A 12,805-nucleotide genomic window follows, 5' to 3' on the forward strand; every position below is an offset into this window, starting at 1 on the left:
GAGCCACCGAATCCATTTGGACAGAGCCATGCAATCCATTGCTCAGAGCCACTAAATCCACGAAGAGAGCCACTTCAAATCATGAAATGACTCTCTTTTATATTATTTGATTTTCGAATAGTCCTCTCGAAGAGATCTGCCTTTTAAAAAAATTGTATAAGATGAGTTTCGAATACAATCTAGAATGGTGTCAGCGAGTGGACCATTACCTAATTTGCCTAACTAGCCTTCAGGAGCCCATTGACTACAGTAAATGGTTGATTTTTTATCGGTTCTTGATTGTATCACTTCAAATAAATCGTTTCGTTCACATTCACTGATGGTTGTTAATAAGAATTCATCTAAAATTAATAGATCAACTTTGGAAAGTTTCTTCATATATTTTTTGTAATGTCCTTGAATCTTTGCTTCTTCAATTTCCTGAAACAAGTCTGGCTGAATATTACGTATGGGCAAGCCCATCTAATACGGAAAAAAATCCAGTCGATACGGTGACGAAGTCCATTGAATCTGTTGTATAAGTCCGCACTGCATTGTAGATATAAAATATTATCCTCCAGTTGTGAGATATTAACAGGTAAGTAAGTATATTTATCTAGTCTTGCAATTAGGTGTATAAATGGCTCTGATTAATGGATTGGGTGGCTCTACATGATGGAACAGGTGGCTCTCAGTGCTGGACGGAGTGGCTCTGAGTGCGTGGAATACTCAGTTACGATTGTTCCTATTTGGTATACAGCACCTTTTTTCATTGATTTAGATAAGGTTAGCCTTGACTTTTATATATATCAATTGTTTAATATTTATACAGAAAGACTACTGGATAAAGTGGTTCCTCTGAATTAATTTATGTCAAAGACACTAGTAATTCGTTGGGATAGGGTGAACTAGTGTCTTTTACATTTTTCTTTAATAATCAATGTGATTCTTAGTATTTCTACTATTGCCATTAAACACATGGCAACATCAATGTACAGATAAATATACATAAACACGTCCTCCTACAAAATCGGAATCTTTGAGAACTCAAGATGTTGTCCTTTTTATTCAGAGGGTTCACCGTTACTACATCCAGTAACAAGTTAAAGCACTGTTAGTACATCTATCCTATTTGGTCTAAAACGCCATATTTTCTCTAAATTAGATAAGGTTAGCCTTGACTTTTATATATATCAATTGTTTAATATTTATACAGAAAGACTACTGGATACAGTGGTTCCTCTGAATTAATTAATGTTAAAAGACACTAGTTTAATCCGTTGGGTTTGGGTGAACTAGTGTCTTTTACATTTTTCTATAATAATCAATGTGATTCTTAGTATTTCTACTAGTGCCAATAAAACCATGGCAACATCAATGTACAGATAAATATACATAAACACGTCCTCCTGCAAAATCGGAATCTTTGAGAACTCAAGATGTTGTCCTTTTTATTCAGAGGGTTCACCGTTACTACATCCAGTAGCCAACTCCTATTATAAATGTCCAATGTGAAAATATTGTGAATTCCACTAAATTTGTTACGAATGTTCCTGTTTGATCTAAAACAATTAATTTTCATTGATTTAGATAAGGTTAGTCTTGACTTTTGAAATAAAAACAGATCCTCATCTAAGAGGATCTCAATACATGTTTTAATACTTCTTCCATTTTTTGAAAGTCAATTGGTTTCGTTATATAATCATTCATCTTTACATCATATGCTTTTTTCTTATCTTCCTCAAACGCATTGGCAGACATTGCTATAATAGGTATATTGGCCTTTTCAGGTTGACAAAGATGACGAATACAATGGGTTGCCTTAAAGCCATCCATATTTGGCATTTGAATATCCATTAAAATCAAATCGTATGTATTGCTAGGTTGATGTTGGATTTCATTTACACAAAGAATTCCATCTTCTACAGCTTTTACTTCAAAACCCATGTCACGAAGAATCGTAGTCGTAATTTCTGCATTTAATGCATTATCTTCCGCCAACAGTATTTTTTTACCCTTAAAATCAATATCACACTCCATATTGGATTCAATATTTGTGTTTGTATAATCTTTATTGGCAATCTTATGTGGAATAGTAATTGTAAAAGTACTACCCTTACCAAGTTCACTCTCTACTTCAATACTTCCATCCATTAAATCCACAAAATTTTTAACAATGGCCATACCCAAGCCTGTACCAGGAATCTTAGACATGGTTGTATTTCTTTCCCTTGTAAACAATTCAAATAAAGACGGCAAGAAGTCTTCACTCATTCCAATACCTGTATCCATAATCTTTGTTTGAATTAAAGTATAACCTTCTCTATCATAAGGAAGTTCCTTAACATCAATGGTTACCGTACCTTCTTCAGGCGTATATTTAATCGTATTACTAATTAAATTGGATAGAATCTCCTGCATCTTAGTCGTATCTACCATTATATTCTTGTGTTGAACACTCACATTCCGATTTAATTCAATACGTTTTCGTAAAGCCTCTGCTTCAAAAGCACCACAAACAAGTTTAGAAACACTACCAACCACATCGTAGTTTTCATCCAATTCCATCTTACCACTTTCAACACGAGCCATATCCAATACGTTATTAATAATCGAAAGTAATAATTGACTGGATTGTTCAATCATTTCTTGATAATGAAGAAGCTTAGGATCTCTCAATTCCTTCTTCATTAATTGCGAATATCCCACGATCGCATTCATAGGCGTACGAATATCGTGTGACATATTAAACAAGAACATGGATTTGGCTTCATTTGCCTTTTCTGCCTTGATCTTTGCCTGTCGCAAAGCCTCCTCTTGTTCTAATTCACGCTTCTTTTCTTCGGTAAAATCACGGATTGCAATTAAGATACTCACGACACGACCAAACTCATCCACTTTTTGTGGAACAACCATCGCTAGCATCCACGTTCCATCTTGTCTTTCAAATGGATAAGACAATGAATTTCTTCCCTCAAGTCGTTTTGCGATTGTATCAAAATCAAAGAATTCTAAAGCTGATTCTCTACAATCTTTCGCAATCAAACGATTTATTAAATCAAGTTCCTCATCTATATCCACTTTATTCACATCCAATTTAGGATCATATCCACGATTTTTCTTGATCAATTCCACTTCTTTGGAAATCAAATGAATAACAGAAATATAAGAATAAGCTGCACCTAATGCCTCCACTTCATGACGAGCCTGCTGCACCTGCTTACCTAAAGTAATTGGAAATTCTTCATCTTCCAATTGTTCTTTATCTGGAATCGAATGATGAATATGAAGCACCTTCCAATTTCCATCTCTTACTCCATAGATAATAGTAAAACGAGAATCCAAATGCATAATTGGAACTTCTTTATCAAAAATACCATAAATTTGAACAGATCCATAGGTAAAAACACATTGATCATCCACAACATTTTCTTCTATTTCTAAATCTTTAAATTCAAAATGAATATTCTTTCTTTTCTCCATATCAAATTTAAAAGAAGATAGAAAATGATCAATATTTTTAAAGAATTCTTGTTTACCAGTACCAATAATACTCACATTCGCATCCAAAAAATTCTGGATTGCAACTTTATTCAATGTATCCGATCCCAGATATGTTTCCAATAAATTTTTAGTAACTAATTTAAAATCCATCATAACCCCAACCCCACAAAACAAAAAGGCATCATCTCAAATCAGACAATGCCACATTATATAATTAATAACTGATTTGGAAAGATATATCATTACCTATATGATACCATTAATTTCAACCAATGTTACCATTAATTTCATCTAATTTATCAAATATATCTTCTAAAGAACCATCACTATATTTATTTCCACGAATATCATCCAATTTTTCATTCATGGATCTAAGTTCATATAAAATCTCATTTAATAAATCAACGACTTCACTCATACCTTTTCACCCCTCATATATTTCTTCCATCTTCTTAATACATCTTTTAAAGGCTCATCCAAATACGCATACGACTTCTCTTTGATTTCTTCAGGAATACCATAAGCCGCTTCTGCAATACTACCTGTAATAGCGGCAATCGTATCACTATCTCCGCCAATCGAAATCGCATTACGTATCGCATCTTCAAAATCTATACTTTCTAAAAACGCAATAATGGCCTGTGGAACACTTCCTTGACACGTTTCATCAAACTCATAATCCTTACGAATTGAATCTAAAGACATCGATAGATCATATCCATATTCCTCTTTAATATGCTCTTTGATTCTACTTTTACACTCATAAGAATTAAGTCTAGCTATAAAGATCGCATCACATACAGCTAAAGCACCCTTAATACCCTCAGGATGATTGTGTGTTACACTAGCTGATAATCTAGCTAAATCTCGACTTGGCCACATACCTGTTCTTGCATAATGATCACAATCCATTACCCAAGCACATGGAGATACTCGCATGGCTGAACCATTGCCAAAACTATTGTATGGCTCAGTATCCTTACTTCTTAACCAAACACGAAAGCGACCACCATATCCTGCATGCGGATACATACGACCATACTTTTTCATAGATAAGATAAAGTCTTTTTCACTTCCACCATTCATAATCGCATCTGCCACAGCACATGTCATGACCGTATCATCCGTAAATCGACAATCCGGTTTAAACAATTCAAAATCTTTTGTCTTGATATTATTGAATTCATAAACTGAACCTACAATATCACCAATAATAGCTCCTAACATAGTATCATCTCTTTCCTATTATAGATTTTTTAAAAAATACATAGTATCATACATACAGAAACTAACTTGTGATGGATAAAGCTGGGCTGGCTGTGCCAGTAAGATGTAGATCGAGATGCCAATGCTTGTGGGGTTAGTTTTTTTCTTTTTACACTGATTTCATCTCTTCGATTGCCTTTAATAAATCATCTTTTTTAAAAGTAATCAAATCCTCATCAGATATTTCATTTAAACTAGCCAAACGATTCGCATGAGCACTCTTGCTCTTATCAAACAAGTTACGCATTTCACGTCCATTCGCAAAATTATCCGGCTTATGAATACACAAATCATTTAAATATGTCTTCAAGGTTTCTTGTGCTTCTAAATCCATTCTAAAATCATTTTGTTCACATAATAATCCAAAGATCGTAAATAATTCTTCTTCAGAATAATCATCAAAATGAATATATTCATTGAATCTCGATTTTAGTCCAGGATTCGATTGTAAGAATGCTTCCATCGGTTCATCATAACCAGCTACAATCACAATAAACTCATCACGATGATCTTCCATCGCCTTCAATAAAGTATCAATTGCTTCTTGACCAAAATCATTCTCACCCTTAGCTAAAGTATAGGCTTCATCAATAAAGAGAATACCACCCATAGCCTCATCAATCTTTTCCTTTGTCTTTAAAGCCGTTTGACCAACATATCCCGCAACAATTCCACCACGATCCACTTCAATCAATTGGCCTTTTTCTAATATACCAAGCTCCCTATAGATTTTAGATAGTAATCTAGCAATTGTTGTCTTTCCCGTACCAGGATTCCCCTTAAACACAAGATGTTTAGAAGTATTAAAAACTTTCAAACCTTTACTTTTACGAAGCTCATCTATTTTCAACTCATTAATGATTGAATGAACTTGTTCTTTAACTTCATCCAATCCAATCATCGAATCCAATTGTTTTTGAAGATCTTCTAAAGACTCACTAGATTCTTCTTTAGGTTCTTCCACAACAATTGTCTTTTCTTCTTGTTTAATATCCAATAATTTAATGTATTGAATAAAATGATCCTTTACAATATCCTTCTTATCATTCTTATTAAACAAATAATAACGACCCAATTCATATACAAATTGCGCATACAAAGCCTTTGTGATAGGCATTAGATTCAATGTTTGAAAATCAGAAAACCAAGAATGAATAGAAACAACATTCATTTTTTCTTTAGAACCAAAAAACTCTTTATTAAAAGAATCTATACGAAGATCTGCATGATCTAAAGATATGATTTCAATAAATCCAGCAATATTATTTAGAATCACCTGTTTAACATTTAAATGACCACCATCTTGATCAATCAATTCCTGCTCTTTAGAACATGCTAGTAATAACTTAGTCAAAGACTGTTTAACACTTATATCCATAATACCAACCTTCTTTATGCATATTGAATCTGATTATGCAAAGAATCATATAATTTCGATGCATCCTCACCCTCAATACCATTAAACATCTCAGAAATTTCTTTTTCCAATTCATTGTGAATTTCTTCATTCGTCTTTTCATGAAATACATTCAATAAGGATGTATCTTGAAGTGTTAAAATAATTTCTTGATTATCAATCACTTCTTGTTTTTGATCTTGAACTTGTTCTAAGAACTCATTATAATACGTATCCATTTCATCCGTATTTAAATCTAAATCAAAAATGCCATGATCTTGCAACAATTCAACAAACCAAGATTGAGTTAGAGTGTCATACAAACTCATCCATTTATTATGAGACGTATGCCATACTTCATCTCCAGTCAAAATATCTTTATAGTTAAAATAATATTGTTCATCAAAGAAACGCAATGAAGCAGTATACATCGAAAGCATCATAAATACAGTAAGAATCATATTGTCCTTATTATCAATTAAATCGGATTTTAAAGAATCAATCATCATATCCAAGACGACATATAATGAATCCACTAACTTACGCATTTGTTCTTCACTATAAGGCTTTTGTTTCTTACGACAATCCAGCATATCCTGATAGTCACTGATTACCCTATTGTATTCAGCTTTAATATGAAGTTCAGTCCCTTTATTTAAAGTCTGTTGAACCTTTTCAATCGCACCAACAATCTCTTCTTCCATGGAATCTAACTTCTCATATAAAATCGCAAAAGTAGCCCAAGTCGAAACTAAATTCACCCCATCTAAAATCAATGCAATATTTTGAATCTTAGATAAATTCTTTACCATCTTCAAATTTTGATTTAATAACTTAGAATTCTTTTGAACTGCCTTTAAAACTTCTTTTGCGGCAACCTGCTGTTCAGCCTCTTTAAAAATGTTATCTAAAGCAACCTTATAGAACTTCTTAAAGCGCTTATTCTTTTGACGAACTACGATCTCCATAAAATTCTTATCATTCAAGAATTTACGCAATTCCTCTATTGTTCGTATTACTTCAATTTCATCCATACCTATTCTCCATCCTTTAATTTGTATAGAACGAGTGTCAAAATCAATAAAATACAAGAATCCATACTATAGGAATTATGGAAATCAAAACGAGGCTTACGCTTATTAATTCCAATTGCTGGAACGGTTTCTCTGCGAATAAAAGTAAGAATCGTATCCATATCCAAACATTCTTTAGATAAATCAAAATCAGAGATCAACTTCGAATGATTCTTAGTAACCGCCATATATAAACACATCATAATGCGCGTATAATCTACCAAATCCTGAAAGTTAACTTCTTTAGACTTACTAATAGAAACCGCCTTCTCATAATACTTCTGTGCACGCGTCTTCTGTTTCGATGTTTCAATCTGAGATTCTAAAATCTCATTCAAACATTTAAAATAACTTTTGATCAACTTATTAAAATCACACTTATTCGTTAGTTCAACCATCCTGAAATGATCATATAACTTCTCTGCCGCAACTTCCTTAGTAATATGATTCAAGAACTGAAATTTTATATAAGCATTTAAATCCATCAAAACACAATTGCTAGTCACATCACTATAATTTAGCCATGTTGATTCTACAAACTCTTTTGGTTTCATATCCTAGTTCTCCTTGTTATTTTTTTTATTCAAATAATTCAATATTGCCTTGTGTCCTAAACGTATTTTGACATACTCAATCTTCCATTCTTCACCACAAACAATTGCTTTAAAACTTAAATAATTTTTTTAAAATCTTCTTTATCTATTTCTAAAGCTGTTGAATACCGAAGATTTTCATAACAAGTTGGACAACAAATGAACTCAAAAACATCTTCGCTATCTTTATATTTATAAAGTCTCATCCCTGTTAATTCAGTGTGCACTTTTGCACCACAAAGAGGACACCTTCTGGCATATCCGCCAATTACTTTATCCTTAACGTGTTGTGGTTTACACATAAAATCTTTCACACTATTAAAATTATTATAATCCAACTGTGACGCTTTTTTAGTCACATCATTCTCTTCATCCAGATTATAATCAATTGTCGATATGTATTCAAAATACTTTCTGGTATATTTTTCTGCTGTCCTTGTAATACTCAATGATAATGAGAAATTATCTAAGAAAAATTTCTTTAAGCAATCAACAACATCATGCTCAGAAGTTATGTTTTCGTTAATTAATAGAACATTTTGGTCTTCTAAACTAAAAGGAATTACTTGTCCTTTTATTGCTACTCCTCCTATAAAGTCATTTAATTAACACTAATTATAATTCGCATTATTATTAATATTATCTATAACGCTCTTAATCTCCATCCAAGTTTGAATATCATTTCCAAACAAATCTGCAACAGAACCTTTATCTGTAAATGGTGATTGTTGTAAAACACTCATATCTTTCATTAAACCATTTCTTACAATATATTCTACAATTTGATTTACAAAATAGATTTGTTCAGAATTAAGATTTCTTTCATCTAAATATTTAGAAAAAGCATCTTTGGCAGCATTCATATCCAAGCCAACAATTTCTCGAACAAATTCGCAGATAGGCTTTTCTCCTACTTCTGAATAATAGTCTTTCTTAGAACCTAATTCTTTCCATAAGATATTTTCTAAAGAAATTAAATCTGTACTACTTAATGGTTTGTTTTCTTTGATTTTCAAAATCACAGGATCATCTTTTTGATGTTGGCGAATATAATACTCAATTTTAGATTTATAATTCTTTAAATCATCATTCTCTAATTCTGAATCATTAAATTGAACATCTAAAATATCATCTTCAAAATTAGTTTCATAAGATAATCCTTGTCTTGGAATATATTTAATTAAATCTCTTAATCTTAAACGAATATTTTCAAATTCGTCTATACCACTATATTCTAAGTAATTCGTATTTAAGATAGCATGAATAATTTCGCTTTCCTTTTCAATTGCAGGAATATTCGATACTTTAGCTAAACCTGTTACCTTTTTTAATAAATCTTTAATTCTACGCTTACTCTGTTTTTCAGCCAAATGAGCTAATTCAATACCATACATTAAAGCATCAAATCGCACAGCACTTACCTCATCTTCATCCGGTAAGATTAGTGGTGCTAATTCTTGACGCACCATCAAACAATCTTCATAAGTAAGCATTTGATAATGATCTGGATTCGAATAGAGATCCACATATTTTAAATGTTGTCTAACATCAAAACGATTATGATCCAGCTCTTTTACTTTACTAACCATATAATCGACAAGTTCTTTACGCCATTTTTTTAATTCATCCGTTTGATAATTCAAAGCTTGTAATTTATAAGCAATCTCAAACTTTAATGCAAAAACAGCTCCCTGTACTGCAAGCATGTTTGGTGTTGCACTACCAGTCTTCATTCTGAAAAATTCAAAATTACCACAGAAATCAAAAATCAAGAACTTATCTTTATCTTTTCCATCTAAAAGTCCAGGACATAGTCTTGTTCCACGACCAATCATTTGCCAAAATTTAGCCTTACTCATTACTTTTTTAAAGAAAATCAAATTCACACATTCAGGCACGTCAATACCAGTGTCTAACATATCAACTGAAATTGCAATTTGAGGTAATTTTCTTGGATCAGAAAACTGGTCAATTAAAGTCTGAGAATAGTTAATTTTATTATCAATGACTTCTGCATAACCTTTTAATTCAGGATAATCCTTATTAAAAATTTCTAGAATAAATTCTGCATGCTTATGATTTTTCGCAAAAATTATTGTTTTACCAATTTTTTGTCCATAATCAATACGAATACCATACTTAAATAAAGTTGCTAATACCTTACGCACTGTATCTTTATTAAAAACATATTGGTTTATAGCTGAAGCACTGATAACTTCTGGAACATTCCCCTCTTCATCGACAAATGTTTCTTCATACTCTTCTTTTTCATCATTATCCAATTCATCCCAATGAATTCCATTCTTCATAAATTCTGTAGAACATTCTATAGATTTATAATCAACTAAAAATTCATCTTTTACAGCCTGAGCTAATTCATAACCATATGTCGGAATTCCATTTTCTAATTCAAAAACTTCATATGTATTCTTATCAATTTCATCTTTAGGCGTTGCAGTTAAACCAACTAAAGGTGCATCAAAATATGAAAATATATCTCTATACTTGTTATAAATAGATCTATGCGCTTCATCACAAATAATCAAATCAAAATGCCCGCAAGTAAATAATTTCTTGCCTTTATCCTTAATCGTATCTATACAACCAATCATTGTTTGGTAAGTCGAAAATACAGCATGAGCATTATAATTTTCTTTATCTTCCACTAAATTTGTAGCCGAAAGATCCGGCAACAAATTCACAAAACTACGCTTAGCCTGTGTAACTAATGAGTTACGATCTGCCAAGAATAAAATATTCTTAATCCAACCATTATTTAATAGCACATCAACTAAACTAATAACCGTTCTAGTTTTACCTGATCCAGTAGCCATGACAAATAAAGCTTTTCTTCTATTCCCTTTATCAAAGGCTTCACATACAGCACGAACTGCAGCTTCCTGGTAATAACGACCAGCAATATCCTTATTAATCGCAATATAATTCAAATGAGATTTTGTTCTTCTCAAATTAAAATACTTTTCTAAATCACGCTTTGAATAAATACTCGATACTCTTCTTTCAGGATAATCATTATCGATTATACGAGTTTCAAAACCATTCGTGATAAAGATTACAGGTCTTCTTTTATATTTCTTCTCTAATAAATCTGCATACAATTTTGCCTGTTGTCTTCCCACTGTAGGGTCTTTACAACTTCTCTTAGCCTCAATCACTGCTAACGGAATATTCATATCATCATATAAAACATAATCTGCATAGCCAACTTCTGACTTATTAGGCATACCTTCAAGTTCAACTTCATTAATCCAATCTTTACCTTCAACCCATCCAGCATCCATCAACATGGCATCTATATATAATTTACGTGTTTTAAACTCAGATAAATCTAATGGTTTTGCTACATATGTCTCTTGTTGTTGAACACGACGAGTACTCAACTCTTCTTTCAAAGATTTATTTTCCGCGATCAAAGCCTCTAAATCAACATCTGGAACTGCTTTTACAGGAGCTACTTCCTCTTGTTCCAATAAAGAGTCATCATATTCTCTTTCTTCGTAATTATCACCATAACAATACGCAATAAAATCAGTAAAATAGAACAAGTTATGTAAACATATTTTGGCGATACTAGCCGTTTTAGTGGTTGCAGTATGAACTGCTTCATTCCCATATCGACGAATAAACTCAATTCGCTTCCAAATATCATCATCCATGATAGATTTAAAAGCTCGCGTATTCATTAGTGTATGCAAATTATCCTGATATGGAACATCCAAATCTGCATCTACTGAATACATCCATTTAATACCTGCCTCTAATGCACGTCTACAGTTGATAATACACGTACTAACATCAATCTTATACGTCTTCTCTGCAACAATAGCTATATCTACAAAGCTATCAAAATCTTTTTCTTTCTTTAAATAATCGAAGTTAGTCATATACTACCTCTCTTTCTAGTTCTATTATACTCTTCTTAATATCAAACCTTGATTTATCGACTTGTCGTACAAAGTTAACAAATTGATTCTGAAGTTCTATTGGTGGTAAATAAATTGGTATTTCCTGTAACTCTTGAGCATTTATATTAGCCTGATTTACTGCGCCTTTTGCTATTGTTCGTAGATGTAATTTCATTTCATCAGTATTCATATACATTGAAAAAAATTTTGGAACTATGGTCTCTTTTAATCTAATTCTAATTATATATCCAGCAATAACCATATCTTCATTAAAATCAAACTCTGCTGTTTTTCCAATTAAATCTAAACTATTGGTTCTATTGAACAATACATCACCTTTTCTTACAACACATTTTTCTAATTCATCATTATCTAAACTGATAAACTTTAAATCCGTTAAATCAAATCGCCCATCATATGTTAAATTGTTCATACGTAAATATTTATATTCACCATTCTCTACAGATGGTTTACTGGTCCCATATTTAACTTCATTCACTACATTTTTAATTTGTTTAGATTCCCAGTTCAAGTTATTTATAAACGGTCTACCAAACATCTCTATAAATCGGGCTTTAATCAAATCATCAAATTTGTTTAATTCAATTTTTTTTAATTCAATAATTGTGCTAATACATTTCAATCTACTTACTATCTGTTTTTGTTTAGTAGATGAATAATATCTAACATATACCTTATTTAATCCTTGTCGAGTAATCTGTGGTTGTGCTGATCCACTTATTATATTTTTAAAATTGTAATTTTTTAAAAAATAATATAAATAATTGATATCGATATTATGTTTCACTTCATCTAGACACATTGCATTCCCAGTTACATATGAGAAAGGTGGTGTAATATTGACTGAACCACATGAAGCACCTCTGCATGTTATAGCTATTACAGAATCTTTATGGTTGTAAACATTGGAGTATCCAATAAGTCCATTAGCACCATAAACTGGATAACCATCATCCAATAATTCATCAGTAGGAATTGTCTTCCATTGTTTTGGTGAGCAAATATCAATTAATTTAATTTTCATTCGCTTCTACAAATCCGAATTTA

Annotated in this window: 11 protein-coding genes; 1 reads left to right on the forward strand and 10 read right to left on the reverse strand. The window is 31.8% G+C overall.

The window, feature by feature from the left end; all coding sequences use genetic code 11:
- Positions 1-222: 222 nt before the first annotated feature.
- A complete protein-coding gene (locus Q0E86_RS10170) occupies positions 223-462 on the reverse strand; it encodes an ATP-binding protein (RefSeq protein ID WP_295756827.1) in 240 nt (79 codons plus the stop codon).
- Positions 463-651: 189 nt separating this feature from the next.
- Between Q0E86_RS10170 and Q0E86_RS10175 the strand changes: the two genes are divergently transcribed.
- Positions 652-846, forward strand: coding sequence for a hypothetical protein (locus Q0E86_RS10175; RefSeq protein ID WP_295756829.1), 195 nt, complete (start codon positions 652-654; stop codon positions 844-846).
- Between the two features lie 765 nt (positions 847-1,611).
- Here Q0E86_RS10175 and Q0E86_RS10180 read toward each other — a convergent pair.
- From Q0E86_RS10180 to Q0E86_RS10220, 9 genes are all read right to left on the reverse strand, one after another.
- Entirely contained in the window at positions 1,612-3,636 is a 2,025-nt protein-coding gene (locus Q0E86_RS10180) for an ATP-binding protein (protein ID WP_295756831.1), read from the reverse strand.
- A gap of 112 nt (positions 3,637-3,748) precedes the next feature.
- A complete protein-coding gene (locus Q0E86_RS10185) occupies positions 3,749-3,901 on the reverse strand; it encodes a hypothetical protein (protein WP_288520761.1) in 153 nt (50 codons plus the stop codon).
- A complete protein-coding gene (locus Q0E86_RS10190) occupies positions 3,898-4,710 on the reverse strand; it encodes an ADP-ribosylglycohydrolase family protein (RefSeq protein ID WP_288520763.1) in 813 nt (270 codons plus the stop codon). The genes Q0E86_RS10185 and Q0E86_RS10190 overlap by 4 nt, the downstream gene beginning before the upstream one ends.
- 148 nt (positions 4,711-4,858) lie before the next feature.
- Positions 4,859-6,127, reverse strand: coding sequence for an AAA family ATPase (locus Q0E86_RS10195; RefSeq protein ID WP_295756833.1), 1,269 nt, complete (start codon positions 6,125-6,127; stop codon positions 4,859-4,861).
- Positions 6,128-6,141: 14 nt separating this feature from the next.
- On the reverse strand, positions 6,142-7,179 hold the full coding sequence (locus Q0E86_RS10200) for a hypothetical protein (RefSeq protein ID WP_295756835.1): 1,038 nt from the start codon (positions 7,177-7,179) through the stop codon (positions 6,142-6,144).
- 2 nt (positions 7,180-7,181) lie between these two features.
- Positions 7,182-7,772: a hypothetical protein gene (locus Q0E86_RS10205; protein WP_295756836.1), complete on the reverse strand. Its 591-nt coding sequence runs from the start codon at positions 7,770-7,772 to the stop codon at positions 7,182-7,184.
- 116 nt (positions 7,773-7,888) lie between these two features.
- A complete protein-coding gene (locus tag Q0E86_RS10210) occupies positions 7,889-8,170 on the reverse strand; it encodes a hypothetical protein (RefSeq protein WP_288520771.1) in 282 nt (93 codons plus the stop codon).
- Between the two features lie 252 nt (positions 8,171-8,422).
- The gene (locus Q0E86_RS10215; RefSeq protein ID WP_295756839.1) at positions 8,423-11,716 is read right to left on the reverse strand and encodes a DEAD/DEAH box helicase family protein; all 3,294 of its coding nucleotides are present in this window, start codon (positions 11,714-11,716) and stop codon (positions 8,423-8,425) included.
- Positions 11,709-12,782: a restriction endonuclease subunit S gene (locus tag Q0E86_RS10220; protein WP_295756840.1), complete on the reverse strand. Its 1,074-nt coding sequence runs from the start codon at positions 12,780-12,782 to the stop codon at positions 11,709-11,711. Before Q0E86_RS10220 ends, Q0E86_RS10215 begins: the two co-directional genes overlap by 8 nt.
- Positions 12,783-12,805 lie beyond the last annotated feature (23 nt).

The sequence above is a fragment of the uncultured Holdemanella sp. genome (genome assembly GCF_934754935.1).
GTDB lineage: Bacteria > Bacillota_I > Bacilli_A > Erysipelotrichales > Erysipelotrichaceae > Holdemanella.

Coding starts and splice junctions, on each gene's coding strand:
- Q0E86_RS10180 (WP_295756831.1), bottom strand. CDS start 3,636: ATGATGGATTTTAAATTAGTTACTAAAAATTTATTGGAAACATATCTG.
- Q0E86_RS10215 (WP_295756839.1), bottom strand. CDS start 11,716: ATGACTAACTTCGATTATTTAAAGAAAGAAAAAGATTTTGATAGCTTT.
- Q0E86_RS10200 (WP_295756835.1), bottom strand. CDS start 7,179: ATGGATGAAATTGAAGTAATACGAACAATAGAGGAATTGCGTAAATTC.
- Q0E86_RS10205 (WP_295756836.1), bottom strand. CDS start 7,772: ATGAAACCAAAAGAGTTTGTAGAATCAACATGGCTAAATTATAGTGAT.
- Q0E86_RS10190 (WP_288520763.1), bottom strand. CDS start 4,710: ATGTTAGGAGCTATTATTGGTGATATTGTAGGTTCAGTTTATGAATTC.
- Q0E86_RS10185 (WP_288520761.1), bottom strand. CDS start 3,901: ATGAGTGAAGTCGTTGATTTATTAAATGAGATTTTATATGAACTTAGA.
- Q0E86_RS10220 (WP_295756840.1), bottom strand. CDS start 12,782: ATGAAAATTAAATTAATTGATATTTGCTCACCAAAACAATGGAAGACA.
- Q0E86_RS10170 (WP_295756827.1), bottom strand. CDS start 462: ATGGGCTTGCCCATACGTAATATTCAGCCAGACTTGTTTCAGGAAATT.
- Q0E86_RS10195 (WP_295756833.1), bottom strand. CDS start 6,127: ATGGATATAAGTGTTAAACAGTCTTTGACTAAGTTATTACTAGCATGT.
- Q0E86_RS10175 (WP_295756829.1), top strand. CDS start 652: ATGATGGAACAGGTGGCTCTCAGTGCTGGACGGAGTGGCTCTGAGTGC.